The organism is uncultured Thiohalocapsa sp. (genome assembly GCF_913063425.1).
In the GTDB taxonomy this organism is placed as follows: Bacteria; Pseudomonadota; Gammaproteobacteria; order Chromatiales; family Chromatiaceae; genus Thiohalocapsa.
This window is the reverse complement of the sequence record NZ_CAJXYK010000071.1, coordinates 1-20,519: the sequence shown is the minus strand read 5'-3', so window position 1 is coordinate 20,519 and position 20,519 is coordinate 1. Positions and strand designations below refer to the sequence as shown.

At 69.2% G+C, this 20,519-nt stretch carries 21 protein-coding genes, 1 tRNA gene and 1 pseudogene; 15 read left to right on the top strand and 8 right to left on the bottom strand.

All coding sequences use genetic code 11. The features are described from left to right. Window positions 1–12 precede the first annotated feature (12 nt). The 3 genes from QZ607_RS26005 (at window position 13) to QZ607_RS23935 (ending at window position 1,434) form a co-directional block, all read left to right on the top strand. Complete coding sequence (locus QZ607_RS26005) at window positions 13–153, top strand: hypothetical protein (protein WP_367268248.1); 141 nt, start codon at window positions 13–15, stop codon at window positions 151–153. Between the two features lie 136 nt (window positions 154–289). Then, window positions 290–991, top strand: a complete 702-nt coding sequence (locus QZ607_RS23940; protein ID WP_295888230.1) for a transposase — start codon at window positions 290–292, stop codon at window positions 989–991. A 107-nt stretch (window positions 992–1,098) separates the two neighbouring features. Continuing rightward, on the top strand, window positions 1,099–1,434 hold the full coding sequence (locus QZ607_RS23935; RefSeq protein WP_295888227.1) for a DUF4351 domain-containing protein: 336 nt from the start codon (window positions 1,099–1,101) through the stop codon (window positions 1,432–1,434). A gap of 331 nt (window positions 1,435–1,765) precedes the next feature. Here the strand turns inward: QZ607_RS23935 and QZ607_RS23930 are convergent, their stop codons facing one another. Further along, window positions 1,766–1,894, bottom strand: a complete 129-nt coding sequence (locus tag QZ607_RS23930; RefSeq protein ID WP_295888225.1) for a DUF433 domain-containing protein — start codon at window positions 1,892–1,894, stop codon at window positions 1,766–1,768. Window positions 1,895–1,918: 24 nt separating this feature from the next. On the opposite strand from QZ607_RS23930, the gene QZ607_RS23925 reads away from it, so the two are divergent. Beyond that, window positions 1,919–2,098, top strand: a complete 180-nt coding sequence (locus tag QZ607_RS23925) for a type II toxin-antitoxin system HicA family toxin (protein ID WP_295888223.1) — start codon at window positions 1,919–1,921, stop codon at window positions 2,096–2,098. Next, the gene (locus QZ607_RS23920) at window positions 2,095–2,445 is read left to right on the top strand and encodes a type II toxin-antitoxin system HicB family antitoxin (protein ID WP_295888219.1); all 351 of its coding nucleotides are present in this window, start codon (window positions 2,095–2,097) and stop codon (window positions 2,443–2,445) included. The genes QZ607_RS23925 and QZ607_RS23920 overlap by 4 nt, the downstream gene beginning before the upstream one ends. A 262-nt stretch (window positions 2,446–2,707) precedes the next feature. On the opposite strand, the gene QZ607_RS23915 is transcribed toward QZ607_RS23920, so the two are convergent. The 3 genes from QZ607_RS23915 to QZ607_RS23905 form a co-directional block, all read right to left on the bottom strand. Further along, complete coding sequence (locus QZ607_RS23915; protein WP_295888218.1) at window positions 2,708–3,286, bottom strand: Uma2 family endonuclease; 579 nt, start codon at window positions 3,284–3,286, stop codon at window positions 2,708–2,710. A 116-nt stretch (window positions 3,287–3,402) separates the two neighbouring features. Further along, window positions 3,403–3,747, bottom strand: coding sequence for a hypothetical protein (locus QZ607_RS23910; protein WP_295888216.1), 345 nt, complete (start codon window positions 3,745–3,747; stop codon window positions 3,403–3,405). A 180-nt stretch (window positions 3,748–3,927) separates the two neighbouring features. After that, complete coding sequence (locus QZ607_RS23905) at window positions 3,928–4,320, bottom strand: hypothetical protein (RefSeq protein WP_295888213.1); 393 nt, start codon at window positions 4,318–4,320, stop codon at window positions 3,928–3,930. A 328-nt stretch (window positions 4,321–4,648) separates the two neighbouring features. Here QZ607_RS23905 and QZ607_RS23900 point away from each other — a divergent pair, with 328 nt between their 5' ends. Next, a complete protein-coding gene (locus tag QZ607_RS23900; RefSeq protein ID WP_295888236.1) occupies window positions 4,649–9,994 on the top strand; it encodes a DEAD/DEAH box helicase in 5,346 nt (1,781 codons plus the stop codon). A 221-nt stretch (window positions 9,995–10,215) separates the two neighbouring features. Here the strand turns inward: QZ607_RS23900 and QZ607_RS23895 are convergent, their stop codons facing one another. Next, entirely contained in the window at window positions 10,216–10,695 is a 480-nt protein-coding gene (locus QZ607_RS23895; RefSeq protein WP_295888212.1) for a cytochrome P460 family protein, read from the bottom strand. Window positions 10,696–10,825: 130 nt separating this feature from the next. On the opposite strand from QZ607_RS23895, the gene QZ607_RS23890 reads away from it, so the two are divergent. From QZ607_RS23890 to QZ607_RS23880, 3 genes and pseudogenes are all read left to right on the top strand, one after another. Continuing rightward, window positions 10,826–11,386, top strand: coding sequence for a MarR family winged helix-turn-helix transcriptional regulator (locus QZ607_RS23890; protein WP_295888210.1), 561 nt, complete (start codon window positions 10,826–10,828; stop codon window positions 11,384–11,386). 360 nt (window positions 11,387–11,746) lie between these two features. Continuing rightward, a complete protein-coding gene (locus QZ607_RS23885; protein WP_295888238.1) occupies window positions 11,747–11,881 on the top strand; it encodes a hypothetical protein in 135 nt (44 codons plus the stop codon). A gap of 94 nt (window positions 11,882–11,975) precedes the next feature. Next, a pseudogene (locus QZ607_RS23880) lies at window positions 11,976–12,428 on the top strand (BrnT family toxin); the annotation flags it as partial. On the opposite strand, the gene QZ607_RS23875 reads toward QZ607_RS23880, so the two are convergent. Then, on the bottom strand, window positions 12,328–12,969 hold the full coding sequence (locus QZ607_RS23875; protein ID WP_295888207.1) for a VPLPA-CTERM sorting domain-containing protein: 642 nt from the start codon (window positions 12,967–12,969) through the stop codon (window positions 12,328–12,330). The pseudogene QZ607_RS23880 and the gene QZ607_RS23875 sit on opposite strands and share 101 nt — an antisense overlap. Before the next feature lie 367 nt (window positions 12,970–13,336). Here QZ607_RS23875 and QZ607_RS23870 point away from each other — a divergent pair, with 367 nt between their 5' ends. Together QZ607_RS23870 and QZ607_RS23865 are read left to right on the top strand one after the other, a co-directional pair. Further along, window positions 13,337–13,597: a hypothetical protein gene (locus QZ607_RS23870; RefSeq protein WP_295888204.1), complete on the top strand. Its 261-nt coding sequence runs from the start codon at window positions 13,337–13,339 to the stop codon at window positions 13,595–13,597. Beyond that, window positions 13,594–14,016: a PIN domain-containing protein gene (locus tag QZ607_RS23865; protein WP_295888202.1), complete on the top strand. Its 423-nt coding sequence runs from the start codon at window positions 13,594–13,596 to the stop codon at window positions 14,014–14,016. Before QZ607_RS23870 ends, QZ607_RS23865 begins: the two co-directional genes overlap by 4 nt. A gap of 46 nt (window positions 14,017–14,062) precedes the next feature. Here the strand turns inward: QZ607_RS23865 and uvrB are convergent, their stop codons facing one another. Further along, on the bottom strand, window positions 14,063–16,069 hold the full coding sequence (gene uvrB / locus QZ607_RS23860) for an excinuclease ABC subunit UvrB (RefSeq protein WP_295888200.1): 2,007 nt from the start codon (window positions 16,067–16,069) through the stop codon (window positions 14,063–14,065). A gap of 75 nt (window positions 16,070–16,144) precedes the next feature. On the opposite strand from uvrB, the gene QZ607_RS23855 reads away from it, so the two are divergent. Then, window positions 16,145–17,329 (top strand): ATP-binding protein, encoded by a 1,185-nt coding sequence (locus tag QZ607_RS23855; RefSeq protein ID WP_295888198.1) that lies wholly within the window; start codon window positions 16,145–16,147, stop codon window positions 17,327–17,329. A 94-nt stretch (window positions 17,330–17,423) separates the two neighbouring features. Here QZ607_RS23855 and QZ607_RS23850 read toward each other — a convergent pair whose 3' ends face one another. Next, window positions 17,424–18,068 (bottom strand): pentapeptide repeat-containing protein, encoded by a 645-nt coding sequence (locus tag QZ607_RS23850; protein WP_295888233.1) that lies wholly within the window; start codon window positions 18,066–18,068, stop codon window positions 17,424–17,426. Between the two features lie 431 nt (window positions 18,069–18,499). Here QZ607_RS23850 and QZ607_RS23845 point away from each other — a divergent pair, with 431 nt between their 5' ends. The 3 genes from QZ607_RS23845 to QZ607_RS23835 all read left to right on the top strand — a co-directional run bounded on the left by QZ607_RS23845 (window position 18,500) and on the right by QZ607_RS23835 (window position 20,517). Next, window positions 18,500–19,687: a pyridoxal phosphate-dependent aminotransferase gene (locus tag QZ607_RS23845; protein ID WP_295888196.1), complete on the top strand. Its 1,188-nt coding sequence runs from the start codon at window positions 18,500–18,502 to the stop codon at window positions 19,685–19,687. 102 nt (window positions 19,688–19,789) lie between these two features. Further along, window positions 19,790–20,347: a GspH/FimT family pseudopilin gene (locus QZ607_RS23840; RefSeq protein ID WP_295888194.1), complete on the top strand. Its 558-nt coding sequence runs from the start codon at window positions 19,790–19,792 to the stop codon at window positions 20,345–20,347. Window positions 20,348–20,441: 94 nt separating this feature from the next. After that, window positions 20,442–20,517, top strand: a tRNA-Asn gene (locus QZ607_RS23835). Window positions 20,518–20,519: the final 2 nt, after the last annotated feature.

The following is a 20,519-nucleotide window of genomic DNA, read 5'->3' as shown; positions in this document are numbered from 1 at the left end:
GCGGGCGTTGGTGTGCGTGCCACCGCGGCCAGGTTGGCGCTCGGGCGCGCCACGGTGCAGCGTTGGCGCCAGCGCTGGTCGGACAGGGAAAACGGGGACAGTGCGGCCTGGCAAGGCCGCGTGATCCAGCGGGTGCAAGTCCCGCCTGGGTAATCGTGAGCCGCGAGCCCAGTATCGAGCCTTGCGGCGTGGCTGGTGACAGCTGCGTCGATGCGTAGGCTTGATAAGCAGGCGAGGTGCAAAGGTAACGCATGCCCAAACGCCCCGAGTCGTTGCAGCCGGCTTTCCGATGCATGTCATCCTTCGGGGCACGGACCGGGCTGCCGTGTTCTTTCACGACGAGGACTGGCACTTTCTTCTGAGTTGCCTGGCACAGGCGGCGGAGCGGGAGCGGGTGGCGGTGCATGCCTATGTGCTGATGACCAACCACATCCACCTGTTGATGACGGCGACGGAAGACGACGGCGTGTCGAGGGTCATGAAGCGGGTCGGGCAGCGCTACGTGCAGAACGTGAATCGGAGCTACAGGCGCACCGGCGGTTTGTTCGAGGGTCGATTCCGCTCGTCGCTGATCGAGGCGGACGGCTATCTGCTCGCCTGCTGTCGATACATCGAGCTGAATCCGGTGCGGGCCGGGATGGTGAGCGGCCCCGATGAGTATCCCTGGTCGAGCTATCGCGCGAACGCGCTCGGAGAAGCCGATGCCGTGGTGACGCCGCATGCGCTATATCAGGAATTGGCGCGCTCCCGCGAGGCGCGTCTTTCGGCCTATCGCGGCTTGTTCGCCGAGGCGCTCAGCGAGGGGTTGTTGGCGCGTCTGCGCGCGTGCACCAACGGCGGCTTCGTGCTGGGCAGCGCCAAGTGCGAGCGGCAGATCGCGGCCATGGTGGGGCGGCGGACTTGGAAGGGGTCGCCTGGACGACCGCGCAACGACGCCGATGTGGACGGTCGGCAGCAGCCCTTGCCGTTGGCGAGCGGCGACCATGGCTGAGCATGACGCCTCCTACAAGCTGCTGTTCGCCCACCGCGAGATGGTCGCCGACCTGATCCATCGAATGGCTCGCCGCACCGGAGCAGGCGGACCTGCGCCGCGCCTTCGTGGTCTGGCTCAAGCGGGTGCTGCTGCCGGCGCGGGTCCCCGGCGCCGAGATTCCGAACGTTATCGAACTGCATGAGGTGCGCGACATGCTTGCAGAACGCGTGAAAACATGGACCGAGGAGTGGAAGGCTGAAGGCTTGGCCGAAGGCCGGCGCGAAGGCCTGAAGGAGGGCGAGGCGAAGGTGCTGCGTCGGTTGCTCGTGCGCCGCTTCGGCGAGCTGCCGGCGTGGGTGGACTCGCGCCTCGGCGAAGCGAGTGAAGCGGAGCTTGAGACCTGGGCAGATCGAGTGCTCGACGCTGCAAGCCTCGATGAAGTCATTGGCGACCAGCCTTAGGTGGACCCCGTTCAGGACGAGCCCCGGCCAAGATGCAGCCATCTTCATCGCGTGGCCAAAATGCGTAGTCTGCGGAACCGGAAAGGCCACGTTTGCCGGCCTTGCCGCTTTGGACAGCCCGCTGTTTGGCAACTTTATGGGTCCAGCTGAAACATCTTGCTGATCAGAAGGGGTCAAGACCTGCAATCCACCGGGCACGCTGCCAGCAGTTGGCTCGTGCTGGAACCTGCTCGGTCTGCAATAGGGCTGCAAGCACGAGCGCCCCACAGCGAGCGAAGTGACCGATCGCACCTGTTGCAGCCATTCCGCGAGCCGGGGGCTCAGATTTTCGTCAAGCAGCAGCTTCATCTGGGGCTGCCGTGGCCAGACGACGCTCCCGTTGCGCGGCAAAGATCAGCGCCGCGCGAAGGTGCTCCGGGCGCAGGCTCGGAAAGTCCGCCAAGATCTCTTCTTCGGTCATGCCGCCGGCGAGGTCAGTTCCGCGATGCAAGAGGAAAATCGCCGATCCTCCGTGCGGGAGGGGCGCAAGACGGGCGGCAGTCACTTCATGTTCCTCCATCCTGACTGCGAGCTGGCCGTCACGGTGCCGTTCAAGCGTCCCATCACGCCTGTTTACATCCAGCAGTTTCTGGCCCTGCTGGAAGAGCTGGGAGTCGACCAATGACCGATCTGCCCAAGCACCCGTTCGAGATGCGCCCGCTGTCCGAGGAGGAAGGCGGCGGCTGGCTCATCACCTCTCCGGATTTGCCGGGCTGCCGGTCTGACGGCGCCACGCCGGAAGAGGCCATCGAGCACGGCAAGGATGCCGTCGCGGCCTGGCTCGATGCCGTTCAAGCCGCAGGGTGCGAGCTGCAACAGCCCGGCGATGTCTGCAGTGGCGGTTTCGTCATCCGGAGCTGGTGGATGGGCCAGCGCCGCATCTTCAGGCTCGATCACGATGGCTTCGCCGTCTATCGCATCAAATGGGGCCACCAGAGCCTGGCGTTCGAGGAGCTGGAACCCGCCGGTTAACGGCCCGCCTGGGTGATCTTCGCGCGGCGACATTCACGCAGCTGGTCACGGGGCTGATCCGGCAGCGCGCCCGAGCCCAGGGAGAGCAGAAGTAGCCGGCACCACACGGACATCCACAGCATCCAGGCCCGCAACGGCGCCGGATCGGCGGCAGGATCAAAAGGGGCGCGCATCCCATTCCGGCCGTGTTGCGTTGGCCGGGCGGAAGCCGGGAGGTCGGGTGTTGGCGCTTGCGTCGGGGTTCGCTGCCGCTCAGCCCGACCTATGCACCCCACAGCGCCGCCAGGTCGATGGCGACGGCATCGAAGGGCGGGATGCGCCGGGGCTGGTCGCCGGTGAAGGTGCGGGCGTCCTGCCAGGCGCCGTTGACGAGGCGGTAGGCCTCGATGCGGCGTGCAGCGGGGTCGATGAGCCAGGCGCAGGGCACACCGTAGCGGGCGTAGATGGGCAGTTTGATCTCGCGGTCCTTGCTCGCCGTGGACGGCGAAAGAATCTCGCAGACCCAGTCCGGGACGATCTCGAAGCGGTGGCCCGCCGGTACCTGGGGCATGCGCTCGCGCCGCCAGCCGGCGAGGTCCGGGACGTCCACCTCGGTGTCCCGCAGGAAGTGCAGCTCCGGCTCCGGCAGGATCCACCAGCCACCCGGGCCGCCGTGCCCGCGCTGGAAGGGGCCGTACAGCTCGCCGCTCACGCCCGCCGCTGCCAGGGCGTGGATGCCCGTCGGGCGCGGCTGGGTGTGCAGCTGCCCGTCGAGGATCTCGCCGATCAGGCCCTCGGGCAGGGCTTCGAGCTGCTCGTAGAGGCTGGCCTGGGCTGGGCTTGGGGGAGCGTGCGCGTGCATGTGCGGTCTGCGGTACGCAGGATGCGGCAGTTTTGAGCCGGGTGAAAAACCGGTGTTTGCTGAAACGCTCGCTGCCCTGGTCACGCAGCCTGCGGGGCCTCGGTGGGAGGCCGGCTTCAGGACCGCGCAGTCTCCAGAAAGTGCTCGATCCGGGCTGCGAGGGAAGCGTTCTTTTCGACGTGGCGAGCATAGTAAACCAGCGATGCCAGCGCCGTGCGCTGCTTGAGTGTGTCCCAGAGCTCGACGACGCGCAGCAGGTCCGCGGTATCCAGCCCCCTGATACCCAACGCCTCCAGCTCGGCGCGGGCGCTGTCCGCGAAGCCCGATGCGACGACGATCCCCAAGGTGCCGCGGCGGCCGGTCTCGTTGGCAAAAGCGGCGAGATCCGAGATTTCGCCCGGCTTCAGGATGAAGTGCTTGACCTCCGCGGAGATGGCGAGTCGTGCGCTGCTGCAGAACATACGCCTCGACGCGAGCCCGCAGGCCCTTCAGCTGGGCTTCATCGAAGCTGGCCAACGCATCCAGCCAGGCTTCGTAATCGGACCAAGCCTGGGTTGCATCTGGCGCGCAGCTTGGATAGTCGAAGCGCTTGTGCTCGGCGCGGAACAGGCGCTCGGCCTCGTTGTAGAACGGGCGCAGGCTCAGCGTCTGCCCATCGTCGTCTGCACCAGCCGAATCACCTCTCCCCGCTTGTCCAAGTCTGCACTTTGCAGTGCCGCGAACGTCAGCGACGACAAGAGCGGGTTGGAGGCGATGAAGATGTGCCCGCCCGGCACCAACACCCGTAGAAGTGCGGCACCGATCTCGGCAAAAAAGGCGGTCAGGGCGGCAGTTTCCTCGGCGGAGAGCACCGTGAAGCGCGGCAGCGGGCTGCGTTTGGCGCCGTCATAGCTCGGCGGGATGCGCCAGACGCCCCCGCGGCCTGCCTTGAGCTTCTGTTGGTGCTCGTCCGCGTATTCGATGGGAGGGTGGATCAAGCGAAGCGGACCCACCGTTGTGCGCTGCTTCTGCTGGCGCTGCGTTTCATGCGCCACCTTCCCGCGCTGGCCTAGTGCCGGGCCTCGCTGCCCAGGGCGCGGAGCGCCTACAGAGGCGCGACACCGCGGGAGCGGTGTTGCGCATTCGCAGGCGCTCTGCGCCATGGCGCGGCGAGTTGCGAGGAAGGTGTCGCTGATCGGCGCATTCCGAGTTTGTGCTGAGCCTCCAAGCCGTAGATCGGCCTGAGGACCAAGCCCGACGCTCCGTTGGTCGACAAGCCTCTGGATGGTCGGGCCTCCCGGCGTCGGCCCGACCTATGCACTGCGCGGCGTGTTCTCGCAAGTGGCGTCGGACTGATCCTCCTGAGTCCCCATCTGGTTGGACATGGACGCCTTCAGCTCCGCCACCCAACGCTGGTTCAGCCAGAACTTTGCCGGACCCACCGATGCCCAGTCTGCCGGCTGGCCGGTGATCGCGGCCGGTTTGAACGTGCTCATCACGGCGCCGACGGGCAGCGGTAAGACGCTGGCGGCGTTCTTATGGTCCATAGACCGGTTGATGGGGGTTGAGGGACCAGGGGCGATGGGCGAGGGGCGAGAAGGAGTCGGGTCGGACAGCAGCGCTCGGGGCCGCGACGATGAGAGAGCGGCGGGCACGCGGGTGCTCTACATCTCCCCGCTGAAGGCGCTGGTCTACGACATCGAGCGCAACCTGCGGGCGCCGCTGGCGGGCATCGCCAGCGCCGCTGCGGCGCTGGGGGAGCGGCACCAGCTGCCCCGGGTGGCCATCCGCACCGGCGACACCTCCCAGCGGGAGCGGGCGCAGCAGCTGAAGGACCCGGCGGAGATCCTGGTGACGACGCCGGAGTCGCTGTACCTGCTGCTGGGCTCGCGGGCGGCGGAACATCTGGCGAGTGTGCACACGGTCATCGTCGACGAGGTGCACGTGCTGGCGTCCAGCAAGCGCGGGGCGCACCTGGCGCTCTCGCTGGAGCGGCTGACGGCGCTGGTGGAGGCGGCGGGCGGGGTGGACCCGCAGCGCATCGGGCTCTCGGCGACCGTGGACCCGCTGGCGGAGGCGGCGCGTTGGCTCGGCGGCGAGCGGCCGGTGGAGATCGTCGACGCCGCCGCACCGCCGAAGCTGGACCTCACCATCAGTGTGCCGGTGCCGGACATGGAGCATCCCCCGCAGGCGCCCGGCCTGGATGCCCCCGGCGGCCCGATCCTCGGCGAGCTCTACGCCCGGGAGGTGGCGCGACCGCCGGCGGAGAAGGGCATGTGGTCGGCCATCTATCCGGCGCTGCTGGACGAGATCCTGGCGCACCGGTCCACCATCGTCTTCGTCAACAGCCGGGGCCTGGCGGAGCGGTTGTGCCGGCGCCTGAACGAGACCTACGTGGAGCGCCTCACGGGTCGGGCTGGCGACGATGGTGATCCAGATGGCGGCGGCGCCCTGGACCCCATGCTGGAAGGCGCCGAAGAGCTGGCGGACTTCGACGGGATGCCTGCCGTGGCAGTGGATGACCACGCGGATGCCGCCGCAGACCCCGCGGCCGAGGAGACCATCGGGCTGGACATCGGCGAGCTGGTCCGCGCCCACCACGGCAGCGTCAGCCACGAGCAGCGCGCCGAGATCGAGGACGGGCTGAAGGCCGGCACGCTGAAGGCCATCGTCGCCACCAGCTCCCTGGAGATGGGCATCGACATGGGCGGCGTGGACCAGGTGCTGCTGGTGGAGTCGCCGGGCTCAGTCGCCCGCGGGCTGCAGCGGGTCGGCCGCGCCGGGCACGGCGTCGGCGAGGTCAGCACCGGGCGGATCTTCCCGAAGTTCCGCGGTGACCTGCTGGAGTGCGCCGTCATCGCCGGGCGGATGCTCAAGGGTGAGCTGGAGCCCTTCCGCATGCCGTCCAACGCCCTGGACGTGCTGGCGCAGCAGATCGCCGCCCACTGTGTCGCCGGCGACCGCGCGGTGGAGGAGATCCAGCGCCTGGTGAACCGCGCCGGGCCTTACCGGGAGCTGAGCCGCGCCGCGCTGGAGTCCGTGCTGGACATGCTCTCCGGGCGCTTCCCGTCCAGCGACTTCGCCGATCTCAAGCCGCTGCTCGCCTGGGACCGTGCCAACGATGTGCTGAGCCCCCGCAAGGGCGCGGCCATGACCACCCGGCTCAACGCCGGCACCATCCCGGACCGCGGCAACTACGCCGTGCACCTGGGAAGCGAAGGCCCGCGCATCGGCGAGCTGGACGAGGAGATGGTCTTCGAGACCCGCGCCGGCGAGTGCATCCTGCTCGGTGCCTCCACCTGGCGCGTGGAGGAGATCACCCGGGACCGGGTCATCGTCTCGCCGGCGCCCGGCGAGCCCGGCAAGCTGCCCTTCTGGCGCGGCGACGGCCCGGGCCGCCCGGTGGAACTGGGGCGGGCCGTCGGCGCCCTCTGCCGCGAGGTGGCCCAGCGCGACCCTGAAGATGCCATCGACTGGATCCGACAGCAGGCGCCGCTGGACGACCATGCCGCCGCCAACCTCGCCGCCTACATCCACGAGCAGCGCGAGGCCACGGGCAGGGTCCCGGACGAGCGCACCCTGGTCATCGAGCGCTTCCGCGACGAGCTGGGCGACTGGCGCATCTGCATCCTGACCCCCTTCGGCGCCCGCATCCACGCCCCCTGGGCCATGGCCCTGCAATGGCAGCTGGAGCGCCGCGAGGGCTTCGAGATCCAGGTGATGTACACCGACGACGGCATCGTGCTGCGCCTGGCGGACGGCGACGAGCTGCCGGACCTGATGGCGCTGCTGCCGCACCCGGACGAGATCGAGGACCGCATCACCGAGCAGCTCGCCGACACCGCGCTCTTTGCGAGCCTGTTTCGCGAGAACGCCGGCCGCGCGCTGCTGATGCCCAAGCGCTCGGCGAAGGGCCGCCGGCCGCTCTGGGCGCAGCGGCTCAAGGCCCAGAACCTGCTCGCCGTCGTCCGCCGCTATCCCGGCTTCCCGGTGGTGCTGGAGACCTACCGCCAGGCGCTGAGCGACCAGTTCGACCTGGCCGGACTCAAGGACCTGTTGCGGGCCGTGCAGTCCCGCACCGTGCGGGTGCACGAGGTCGAGACACCGAGCGCGTCGCCCTTCGCCCGCTCGCTGGTGTTCGCCTATGTCGCGGCCTACATCTACGAGCAGGACGCCCCGATTGCCGAGCGCCGCGCCCAGGCCCTGACCCTGGACCGCGGCCTGCTCGCGGAGCTGCTGGGCCAGGCCGAGCTGCGCGAGCTGCTGGACCCGCGGGTGCTGGAAGAAGTCGAGGCGGAGCTCGCGCACCTGACGCCGGAGCGCCGCGCGCGGGATGCGGACGAGGTGCATGATCTGCTGCGGCGGTTGGGGGATCTGACGGACGAGGAGATCATTGCGCGGTCGACAGCCGGTGCTGCTGAGGATGACGCTGGAGCCGCGGCAGGCATCGGTTTCGACAGCGATCCCGATCCCGATGTCGATCTCGACGCGGGGCCGTCGCCCGGTCCTGGTGGCGAGTTGGGTGGTAGCACGCTGGTGCAGACCTGGCTCGCGGAGCTGACCCGCCAGCGCCGCGCGGTGCAGATCCCCATCGCCGGCGAGCGGCGCTGGATCAGCGCCGAAGACGCCGGGCTCTACCGCGACGCCCTCGGCAGCGTGCCGCCGCCTGGGCTGCCGGAGGCCTTCATCGCGCCCACGGAGGCGCCGCTGGAGCAACTGATCCGCCGCTACGCGCGCACACATGGACCCTTTCCGACCCAGCAGCTCGCCCGCCGGCTCGGCCTGCCGGCGGCGCAGCTCACGCCGGTGCTGAAGCTGCTCGAGACCCGCGGCGAGCTGGTGCACGGCGAGATCCGGCCCTTCGGCCACGAGCCCGAGTGGTGCGACGCGGAGATCATGCGCCGGCTGCGGCGCCGCACCCTGGCCCGCGCCCGCGACGAGGTGGCCCCCGTGGACGGCGCCACGCTCGGCCGCTTCCTGCCGGACTGGCACGGCATCGGCGCCGGCGACAGCCGCCAGGCCCGCGACAGCCGCGAGCGCCTGCTGGAGGCCCTGTGGCAACTGGAAGGACTGACGGTGAGCTGGACTCAGCTCGACCGGGTACTGCTGCCGGCGCGCGTGACCGGCTACCGCCCGGAGGACCTGGACATGCTCGCCGCCACCGGGCAGATCGTCTGGGTCGGTCGGGGTGCTGCCGGGCCGAAGGACGGCAGGATCGCCGTCTACCGGCGGGAGAACCTGGGTCTGGGCGTGGCGAGTGGCGAGGAGCCAGGGTCGAGCGGGAAGGGGCGGGGGCCGGGGGGCGAGGGTCGAGGTCAGACGGAAGGCGCCGCGGTGGAAGTGCGTGGGGTCCGCTCTGCGGACCAGGAAGCCGCGCCCCAGGACGCCGCGAGCCCGATGGCGCCTGATGGAACCGCCGCGGCCCGGTCAGCGGAGCCCGGCCTCGGCACCGCGGACGGCTCGGCAGTTGCCGGGGGTCCTGCCGCTGAGGCCGCCACCGCGCCGTCAGCGTCCGAACACCTCGCCGCCGATCTGCGCGCCGCCCTGCTGGACCAGCTCCACCGCCGCGGCGCCTGCTTCCTGATGGACCTTCAGCGCGCCGCGGAGCCCGTCATCGAGCGTGCCGGCAGCGCCGGCGCCGCCGGTCGCGAGGCCTTCGACAGCGCCCTCTGGGACCTGGTCTGGGACGGGCTCGTCACCAACGACACCTTCGCGCCGCTGCGCTCGCTCGCCGCCGGCAAGGGCCAATCCGCCGGGGCCGGCGGCAGGTCCGGCGCACAGGCCGGCCGCCGGCGCGGCCGGGCTGCGATGCGCGGCGGCCTCGGCCGTGGCGCCGCCGCCGGCATGACCGGCGGCCTCGCCGGCGGGCGCTGGTCGCTGGTGGCGGATCTCGGTGCCGGTGAGGCCATCACCGACACCGAGCGCGTCCTGCTCACCGCCCGCCTGCTGCTGGAGCGCTACGGCATCGTCAGCCGCGAGGCCGTCGCCGCCGAGAACCTTCCCGGCGGCTTCGGCCCGCTCTACAAGGTGCTGAAGGAGTTGGAGGAGGGCGGCCAGGTGCGCCGCGGGCACTTCGTCGAGGGCCTCTCCGGCGCCCAGTTCGCGCTGCCCGGCGCCGTCGAGCGCCTGCGTGCCGTGCGCGAGGACGAGGTGCCCATGGACGGCTACACCGAGGACGACGTGCGCATCCTGCCGGCCGCCGACCCGGCCAATCCCTTCGGCGCGCTGCTGGCGTGGCCGGAGACGGCGGCCGGTCGCGACGGGCACGCCGCTGCCACAGGCGCAGCGAGCACAGAGGGGGCGTGTCGCGGCGGGGACGCCGCTCCCACGGGACGTGGGGGCGCCAAGGCCGCCCGCGCCCCCGGCAACACCGCCGCCAAGCAGTCGCCCAAGCGCAGCACCGGGGCCTGGGTCATTCTGGTGGCAGGCAGGCCCGTCCTGTATCTGGCAGCCAACGGCCGCCAGCTGTTGAGCTTCCCGACGAGCCTGACTGACACCGGCCGCGAGCTGGACCTCGCCGCCGCCGCGCTGCACCGCATCCCGTCCGGCCGCAGGCGGCTGCTCATTCAGCACATCGACGCGCACCCCGCCCTGGAATCCCCGTTGCGCGAGCCCCTCATCGCCGCCGGCTTCGAGCCGGACTACGATGCCCTGGCCCCCGCCCGCTTCCGCCCCACCGGCACCGGCCGGGATCCCAATGCCATTGCCTGTGCGGGGCCGCGTCGCTAGCTCGGCCGGGCGCCCGGTCCAGGGTCCGGCCGACCTTTGGTGGTGGGCCATATCCGGTCAGGTCACCGGGCGCGACCTTTCATAGCCCGGCGATGCGCTCAGCAGCCGTTTCAGCAACCGCTGACCCAGCTGCCTGCGCGCCGGGCTCGCCGCCCGCGCCCCGTCGAGACGGCGCAGCATGAACGCCCTGGTTGCGGGGCCGTATGTGGACGCGCTGCTCCTCAATCCCGCCACTGCGTAAACACGTAACCCCGCTCCGCCACGTCTTCGTGGCAGCTGAAGCAGCCGGCGCCGCCGTCGTCGACCATGCGCGCCTTTCGGCTGTCGCCTTGCCAGGCCTCGAAACCCCAGCCGCCGGTGTCGGCGTACTGCCCGGCGTGCTTCACCATGGTGCCGAGCAGCACGCGCTCGCCCTCGGTGGACGCGTTGTCGGCGGTGTTGTACGCCAGCTGATCGAAAACGAAGATGGCGCCGTCGGCGTAGTCGCCGCTGGCCAGCCCGGCGCGGGCGGCGTCGTTGGCATAGACGTGATGGATGCCTTCGAACGGCTGCGCCAACGGGTGGCCCGGGTGGATCACCATGGACTTGACGTGGGTCCAGTTGCGGTAATCCTCTGGATAGTCCGGCGGCTCGGCGGCGTTCGTGCCGGACGCGCCCAGGGCGAGGGCGGCGCCGATGCCGATCAGCAGGTTGCGATGCATGGCGGTGGTCTCCTGTCGGTGACTGTCATCAGGGTAGTATCGACTCGATACGGAAGCTGAGCCTAGACGGCCTTTGCCCACCCGTCAAGAAGGTTTCGACAAGAAACTAACGGCGCACTAGACTGGCGCTATGTCCATCGACGACACCCTGGAACGGCTGTGCAACCTGCTGCGCAGCGAGGCCCGCGTTGCCGGGACGCAAGCGGGGCTGCAGCCCATTCACTGGCAGACGCTGCGCTATCTCGCCGCCTGCAATCGCTACTCCGACACGCCTCTCGCCGTGGCCGAGTTCCTCGGCCAGACCAAGGGCACGGTGTCCCAGAGCCTGAAGCTGCTGGTGGCGAAGGGGCTGGTGTCCAAGCAGCCGGATGCGGCGGACCGCCGTGTGGTGCACCTCGCACCCACCGACGCCGCTCTGGACCTCTTGGAGCAGGCCGCCTGCGCGCAGAAGCTTCAGTACGCGGTGGCGGCTTTGGACGCGGGTACGCGTACGGTGTTGGACACGGCCCTCACCGAGCTGCTGCGCGCGCTGCAGCTTGCTCACGGCCGCCGGAGCTTCGGCGTCTGCGCCACCTGCCGGTTCCACGCGCGCAGCGCTGCCGGCAGCCGCTGCCAGCTCACCGGCGAGCCCCTGTCCGCTGACGACGCGAGCCGCATCTGCCGGGAGCATGAGGGACCCGATGCGGCCTGACGCGCTGGGACTCCGACGTTCCGGGACCAGTCGCTCCGCGGTCTAACATCGAATCGGCATCCGGCTTGCCGGGCTTTGGCCATGGCAAGGCCGCCGCGCAGCGAGCTTCCCGGGGCGCGCTGCCTGGTCGGCTGCCGGCCGCGGACTGGGCGCGGCTCGATGCCGGTGGCGACGATCGCGCCTGTGTCGAGGGCTACGATGCCCTTGCCACGTGCGCAGGCGAGCCTGTGCCCTGCACCTGGCGCTGTCGCCGAGTCACCGGGAGATCGCCGCCGAGCACGCGAGGGTCGCGGAGCGGCTGCGCGCCCACTGCCCGCCATCCTGAGAGTCGGCCCGCAGGATGATCGCAACGCGACGCTGTTGGTCGGCCGCTTTCCAGACCAGTCCATCACGCTGTTCGATACGACGCTGGCCATGGTGGCGTCGCGCCTGCGGCTGCCGGTCTGGACCTACGACCACCACTTCGACAGGATGCAAGCGACGGTTTGGCGTTGAAGGCCATCGGCAACAGCGGCGGCCTCCGCCGCGGGATCGGCGCAGGGCAGCGTCGAAACACAGGAAACATGGCGTCTCATTCGCTGAGGCGCGGTCCGTGTTCTACGATGTCAGGGCGCTTCAGTTTTTCGACCCCGACCACTCCGATGAAGAAGACCGCTTCATCCTGCTCCGTCGCAGCCTGACCACCCGGGTCCTCGTCGTTTGCCACTGCTTTCGGGAAAGCGAAGTGGTCATGCGCATCATCTCGGCAAGAAGGCGTGCGGGAAAGCATAGTGCGAGGTCTCCGGAGTATGCCGCGTCGCCCGGATGCAGCCGTCAACGGACCTGGCGCCGGCGCGGCGTTTGGGCGGCGAGTCGCCCCCGCGGAGGTCGAGCCCGCGGGCAGGGTCAGACCCGCAAGCCGATCGCCGGCCTCACCCTGCCCAGTGGCTGGGTATCAGCGGTCAGCGGCGGCATACGCGGCCGACGCCGGCAAGGGCGCCGAGCCCGGTCAGCAGCAGCAGCGCGCTGGCGGGCACCGGTGCCTGCGCGGCCTCCAGGTTGAGACCCCAGCCGCCGGCGAGGCTGCCTCCATCAAAATTCGTATCATCGTACAGCCACAGGCTCCAGGTCCCGTTCGGGTCGAGGCCGGCGAAGGCGCTGAGATTGGTGCCGAAGGCCGGGGACGGGGCCGGGGCCGGCATGGTCTCCGCCGAGTTATACTGGGACACCTGATAGGTGCCCGAGACGATCTGCGCGTTGAAAGGAAGAGGGCCGGCTGCAGCGTCGTCGAAGGTCAGATCGACGTCAGAGAAGTCGAAACCGCGCCCGGCGTTCGCCATCAGCACGATCGCCGCACCCGTCGGCCCTTCAAGCACGGCGTGTACATCCGAGGGCCAGGTGAGGCTCAGGTCGAAGAAATCCACGGTCAGCGACAAGAGATCGGTGCCGGCGCCGGAGACGAGGATGCTGCTGGGGTAGGGGCTGGCGGCGCCTTCGTCTGGGCCGATCGCGACGGAGGTCGGGTTGGTGAAGGTCAAGGCCGCCTGGGCGGCGCCGGCCGCCGCGAGCAGCGTGGCGGCGACGGCGAATCGGGCGATGCGCATGGGGATGTGCTCCGTGGTTCGGGTCGTGTTGATTGGGCTGGAGGCTTGGCCGCGCAGGGCGGCATCGGCATTGTCCCCCCCCCCTTGCAGGAAATCAACGCACGGGAGCATACGGGCAACCCGCCGCCGAGGCTGCCCGCCGCCGCGCCCCGGCGCGGCACGGCGGCGAGTGTCGTCCTCGGGTCGGACGGGCGGGCGCCAAGACTCCACAGCCCGGCGGCGCTGCGCGACGCCATGCGGCACCGTTGCATGCGCGCCGGATTCCGCGGTCGAGCCTTGGTGGGGCTGACACCCTCGATCCCAGAGGTTGTCGGGGCAGCATTCTTGTAATACGCTCCGTATTCTTTGCTTCGGTGGGCACAAGCTCATGGCAACGCGCACGGTACGACTGGACGACGAGGCGGAGACGACGCTGGAGCGGCTGCGCCGCATCACGGGCTTGTCGATCTCCGAGGTGTTGAAGCGGGGTTTGGCGGCCTACGAGACCCAGGCGCTCGCGGAGACCTCGCGCCGTCCGTATGACATATACAGGGAGTTGGATCTCGGCCCCGGTGGCTATGCGGCGGCGCCGGCGAGAGATGCGAAGGCCAGGGTCGCCGATGCCATCCGCCGCAAGCACGGGCGATGATCCTGGTCGACACCGGGCCGCTGGTGGCCTTGTTCGACCCGCGGGACGCGGATCACGCCGGGTGCGCCGCCGCACTTGCGGCCATCGCCGAGCCGCTCTGCACGACGGTGCCGGTGCTGACCGAGGCGTTTCATCTGCTGGCGCCCGGCAGCATCGGCGCGCGACGGCTCATGGATTTTGTCTCGGCGCAGGGCTTGGGTGTCTGGTTCCTGGATGATGCGGCGCTGGGGCGGGCCTTCGAATTGATGGTGCAGTACGCGGACCGGCCGATGGACTTGGCGGATGCGTCACTTGTGGTGCTTGCGGAAACCTTGGTCCAGCGCCGCATATTCACGCTCGATCGCGGAGATTTCGCCGTCTATCGCATCAAAAGGGGGCACCAGACGCTCGCGTTCGACGTGCTCGACCCCGGCGGTTGAGCAGGGCCGTCCGCGCGGCCATTGCGGGCCGCGCCGGTGGTTTCGGTCATGCCGCCAACCCCATCCCCCTCAGCTCCTTGATCTGATCCCGGATTGCCGCGGCGCGCTCGAACTCGAGCTCGCGGGCGGCACGGTACATCTCCTTCTCCAGCTGCTTGACCTTGCCCGCCATCTGCGCCGGCGTGAGGTCGGCGTACTCGGCGATCTCGTCGGCGACGCGGGCGTACTCGCGGGCGCTTTTCGGCGCGCCCGGGACATGGGCCTCCATGATGTCGGCGACGGCCTTTTTGATGGTCTGGGGCGTGATGCCGTGCTCAGTGTTGAAGGCAATCTGCTTGGCGCGGCGGCGCTCGGTCTCGTCGAGGGCGCGCTGCATGGAGCCGGTGATGCTGTCCGCGTAGAGGATGGCCTTGCCGTGGGCGTTGCGGGCGGCGCGGCCGATGGTCTGGATCAGCGAGCCCTCGGAGCGCAGGAAGCCTTCCTTGTCGGCATCGAGGATGGCCACCAGGCTCACCTCCGGCATGTCGAGGCCTTCCCGCAGGAGGTTGATGCCCACCAGCACGTCAAACTCGCCCAGGCGCAGGTCGCGGATGATCTCCACCCGTTCCACGGTGTCGATGTCGGAGTGGAGATATCTCACGCGCACGCCGTGCTCGCCGAGGTAGTCGGTCAGGTCCTCGGCCATGCGCTTGGTGAGCGTGGTGGCCAGCACGCGCTCGTCGGCGGCGACGCGCTCGCGGATCTCCGAGAGCAGGTCGTCCACCTGGGTGAGCGCCGGGCGGACCTCCACCTCCGGGTCCACCAGGCCGGTGGGGCGCACCACCTGCTCGATGACGGCGCCGGAGTGCTGATGCTCGTAGTCCCGCGGCGTGGCGGAGACGTAGATGGCCTGCGGCTGGCGAGCCTCGAATTCCTCGAAGCGCAGCGGGCGGTTGTCCAGTGCCGAGGGCAGCCGGAAGCCGTACTCGACGAGGTTCTCCTTGCGCGAGCGGTCGCCGCGGTACATGCCGCCGAGCTGAGGCACCGTGACATGGCTCTCGTCGATGACCAGGAGCGTGCTCGCCGGGATGTAGTCGAACAGCGTCGGCGGCGGCTCGCCGGGGCCGCGGCCGGAGAGGTATCGGCTGTAGTTCTCGATGCCGGAGCAGTAGCCGACTTCCACCATCATCTCCAGGTCGAAGATGGTGCGCTGCTCCAGGCGCTGGGCCTCCACCAGCTTGTCGTTGGCGCGCAGCCATTCCAGGCGCTCGCGCAGCTCGTCCTTGATCTGCTCCACGGCGTTCAGCACCGTCTCCCGTGGGGTCGCGTAGTGGGTCTTCGGGAAGACGGTGTAGCGGGGCACCTTGTGCTTGAGCTCGCCCGTCAGCGGGTCGAAGAGGGACAGGGCCTCCACCTCGTCGTCGAACAGCTCCACCCGCAGGGCCTCGTCGTCGGACTCCGCCGGGTAGATGTCGATGACGTCGCCGCGCACCCGGTAGCTGCCGCGGGTCAGCTCCACCTCGTTGCGGCGGTACTGGAGCGCGGTCAGCCGCCGCAGGATGGCGCGCTGATCGATCTGCTCGCCGCGGGACAGGTGCAGGACCATCTTCAGGTAGGCCTCCGGGTCGCCGAGGCCGTAGATGCTGGACACCGTGGCCACCAGGATGACGTCCGGGCGCTCCAGCAGGGCCTTGGTGGCGGACAGGCGCATCTGCTCGATGTGCTCGTTGATGGAGGCGTCCTTCTCGATGTAGGTGTCGGAGGCAGGTACATAGGCCTCCGGCTGGTAGTAATCGTAGTAGCTGACGAAGTACTCCACGGCGTTGTGCGGAAAGAACTCGCGCATCTCGCCGTAGAGCTGGGCGGCGAGGGTCTTGTTGGGCGCCAGGATCAGCGTCGGGCGCTGCACCTCGTTGATGACATTGGCGATGGTGAAGGTCTTGCCGGAGCCGGTGACGCCGAGCAGCGTCATGCCGGCCTCGCCGTCGCGCAGGCCTTCCACCAGCTGGCGAATGGCGGCGGGCTGGTCGCCGGCGGGCGGAAACTGGGAGACGAGCTCGAAGGGCTTGGACATGGTGCGCTTCCCGGTGCCGTTGAGTGTGTACAACTACCTTGCATTTTGAGCGTCTATCATTCAATATTCAAGGTCATGGGCAGCCCCATCACCCGCATTCCCCACCTGGACGAGGTCGACGCCAGCCTACGACGCTACCCCGTAGTCGCCCTGCTGGGTGCTCGGCAAGTGGGCAAGACCACGCTGGCCCGCCAGGTCATCGCAGGCGGGGGGGACGACACCACGCACTTCGACCTGGAAGATCCGGCGGATCTGTCGCGCCTCGCTGACCCCATGCTTGCGCTGAAGCCGTTGCGCGGATTGGTGGTGCTCGACGAGGTTCAGCGCAAGCCCGATCTGTTCCCGATCCTCCGGGTGCTGGCCGATCGCCCGGACACGCCGGCCCGGTTTCTGGTGCTCGGCAGCGCCTCCCCGGAGCTGCTGCGCCAAAGCTCGGAGAGCCTCGCCGGGCGCATCCACTACCACGAGCTGCCCGGCTTCAACCTAGCGGAGGTCGGCGCCGACGAGAGCCCCGGGGCGCTCGGACGGCTCTGGCTGCGCGGCGGCTTCCCGCGCGCCTATCTGGCCGCGTCCGATGCCGACAGCGCCGAATGGCGGCAGGACTTCATCCGCACCTTCCTTGAGCGCGACCTGCCTGCGCTCGGCATCCGCATTCCCGCGCCGACGCTGCGCCGCTTCTGGACCATGCTGGCCCACTACCACGCCCAGGTCTGGAACGGCTCGGAGCTGGCCCGGGCCTTCGGCGTCGCCCACACCACCGTGCGCGGCTACCTCGACCTGCTCGATGCAGCGCTGGTGCTGCGCCAGCTTCAGCCGTGGCACGAGAACCTCGGCAAGCGCCAGGTCAAGTCGCCCAAGATCTACATCGCGGACAGCGGCCTGCTGCACAGCCTGCTGGGCATCGAGACCACGGAGGGGTTGGAATCCCATCCCAAGGTCGGCGCCTCCTGGGAGGGCTTCGTCATCGAGCAGATCTTGAGCCGGCTGCGCCTGCGCTGGGATCAATGCTGGTTCTGGGCCACCCACGCCGGTGCCGAGCTGGATCTGCTCGTCATCACCGAGCACGGTCGCCGCGGCTTCGAGATCAAGCGTACGACGGCGCCCAAAATCACGCCGTCCATGCGCCACGCCATCGCCGACCTCGGCCTCGACCGGCTCGACGTCATCCATGCCGGCGAGCACAGCTTCCCGTTGGCCGAGCGCATTCAGGCGCTGTCGATGCGGCGGCTGTTGACCGACATCGGTCCGCTTGAACCCTGAGCTTCGCCAGACGGCAGGTCCAGCAGCCTGTTCTCGGAACTGCAGCGCGGTGCCCCCGGATCGCGCCGACGACACCCGCGGCGAGTGCCGCGCATCAGCCGAGCCCAAGCAGCCGCAGCACCTGCTCCACCACCTTCAGCACCGGTGCGACGCGGTCGGTTAGGTTGCGGGCGCTGTTCAGGAGCGCATCCGCGCTGGCCTTCAGCAGCGCCGGATTGCGCGGCTGCACGGCGGCGTTGTCGATCAGCTCGCCGGCCAGGGTCGCCACCGCTTCGGCCGCCGCCTGCGCCGACGGCACCTGCTGCAACAGGGCGGACAGCTCGGTCGTCAGCCGGGCCAGCTCGGCGCGGGTGGCCGCGTCAGTATCGGGCAGTGTGCCAATGGCCTGGGTCACGTGTTCGAGGTGGGACTTCACATTGACGTTGCTGCCGCTGAAGTTGCCGGTCTGGTTGATGATGTCGGTCAGCCGCACGCCCCGCAGGCTCGCACCGGCGAGCCGGGTGCCGTGCAGGTCGGCGTGGTCCAAGTCGGTGCCGTCGCCTTGGCCGGTCGCCGGCAGCTCGCGCATCTGGCAATCGGCCAGGGTGGTTCCTTTGACCTGGGCCAGATGCAGGTTCCGGGCGTCACGGAAGCGGATGCGGCTCAGGTCCCGCGGGCGGACCAGGCGCGCGTATCGAAGGTCGGCGCCACGGAGGTCGGTGCCCGCGAGCACGGCGTCGCGAAGATCGGTGCCGGGCAGGCCTGCCAGGCCAGGATCCAGCGGCGCAATTCCGCGAACTGGGGGTCTTCGGCGAGGGCGCGACGGTGCAGAGTCCAGCCGAGGGCCACGACGCCGAGCATCGCAGTACCGGACGCAAAGCCAATGTCAGCGTCAGCCCACTCCGCAGCACCAGGCAGCACAGCCACAGCTTTAGTGGATCGGATTCATCGCGACGCAGGAGGCGCAGGCGCGGCGCGGGACCGAACATGCCGCAGCGGCTCCGCTGGTGCGTTCGGCCGATGTCGGCCGGGGCGGGGATTGGCTATCATTCGGACTCGGTTCCGAGGCTTGCCAGGCGGGATGTGGCGCCGGCCTCGACCCGGCGCCAGCGGGCGCCGACACGGCGCGCCTGCGTTGGCCCTCCTCTGAGCCGAACCTTGTCCACCCAGCCGTTCGCAGAATCCAAGCCGATGACCATCAAGCTCTCCGCCCGCGTCCAGGCCGTCAAGCCGTCCGCCACCCTCGCCATCACCGCCCGCGCCAAGGAGCTCAAGGCCGCCGGCAAGGACGTCATCGGCCTCGGTGCCGGCGAGCCGGACTTCGATACGCCGGAGCACATCAAGCAGGCGGCCATCCAGGCCATCAACGAGGGCTTCACCAAGTACACCGCCGTGGACGGCACCCCGGAGCTCAAGCGCGCCGTTATCGCCAAGTTCCAGCGCGACAATGGGCTCGACTACCAGCCGGACCAGATTCTGGTGTCCTGCGGCGGCAAGCAGAGCTTCTACAACCTGGCCCAGGCGGTGCTGGACCCTGGCGACGAGGTGGTGATCCCGGCGCCCTACTGGGTCTCCTATCCGGACATGGTGCTGCTCGCGGGCGCGACGCCGGTGCTCGTGGACGCCGGCGCCGACCAGCGCTTCAAGATCACCGCGGCGCAGCTGCGCGCGGCCATGACCGAGCGCACGCGCCTGGTGGTCATCAACAGCCCGTCGAATCCCACCGGCATGGCCTATGGCAAGGATGAGCTGGCGGCCCTGGGCGAGGTGCTGCGCGACTACCCGGACGCGCTCATCGCCACCGACGACATGTACGAGCACATCCGCTGGGACACGGCCACGCCCTTCGTGAACATTCTCAATGCCTGCCCGGACCTGCTTGAGCGCACCCTGGTGCTGAACGGTGTCTCCAAGGCCTACAGCATGACCGGCTGGCGCATCGGCTATGCCGGCGGCCCGGTCGAAGTCATCAAGGCCATGAAGAAGGTCCAGTCCCAGAGCACCTCCAACCCGACCTCCATCAGCCAGGTGGCGGCGCAGGCGGCGCTCGACGGCCCGCAGGACTGCATCGGCGAGATGCTGACCGCCTTCAAGGAGCGGCACGACTTCGTGGTCGAAGCCCTCAACGCCATCCCCGGCATCCACTGCCTGCCCACGGACGGCACCTTCTACGTCTTCCCGGAGGTGAGCGGCCTCATCGAGCGTATCGACGGCGTCAAAAACGACCTGGAGCTCGCCGAGTACCTCATCGAGCAGGCCGGCGTCGCACTGGTGCCAGGGTCTGCGTTCGGGCTGGACGGCTGTGCGCGCATCTCCATCGCCACCAGCCGGACCAACCTGGAGCGGGCCTTGGAGCGCATTGCCGGCGTTGCAGGCTGACGAGCTGCGGGTTTTCCCCGCTGCGACGCACTCGGAAATCCCGGCTGCGGCTTCAGTCTATGCTGTAAGGGATTCCACGGAAGCCGATATCCGGAGGCGCCTATGTCCAGCCCAGCCGGCCGACAGTCGCAGCGCGGCGTGACCCTCGTCGAACTGCTGGTGACGCTGAGCATCGCGGTCATCGTGCTGACCGTCGGCGTCTCGGGCATGACGACGCTGGTGAAGCGCAACACCCGGGCCGCAGAGGTCAACGCGCTGCTGGGGCATCTCAACTTCGCGCGTGCGCAGGCGATCATGCGTGCCGCAGATGTGATCGTGTGCCCAGTCAACACTGCCAACCCGAGTGCGGGTTGCACGCTCAGCAAAGCGGCCTGGGCCAACGGCTATGCCGTCATCGATGCCGATTCTGGTGCTGTCCTGCGCATCGAGCAGGGCAGCGATACGGTGACAATGACCTCGACGGCGAGGGGGTTCCGCTTTCAGGACGACGGCACAGCGACAAACGGCCATATCACCGTCTGCGACGCCGACGATGACGCCAAAACCAACGCCGCTCGAGCCGATGATGTCCTCACGCCGGTGGAGATCATCATCAGCCCGGTCGGCCGTGTCCGCGTCTCAGACAAGGACGGCTCCGGCAATGATCCGGACTGCAGCTGACACGGAGCCGCGATGCGCATCCCGGTGCCGGGGCGACCCAGATTCCCCCTTGACGCAGCGCCCCTTGTTGGCCTATACTTACAGATTCTGCTGATCCCCGATAGCTCAGTTGGTAGAGCAACTGACTGTTAATCAGTGGGTCACTGGTTCGAGTCCAGTTCGGGGAGCCAAT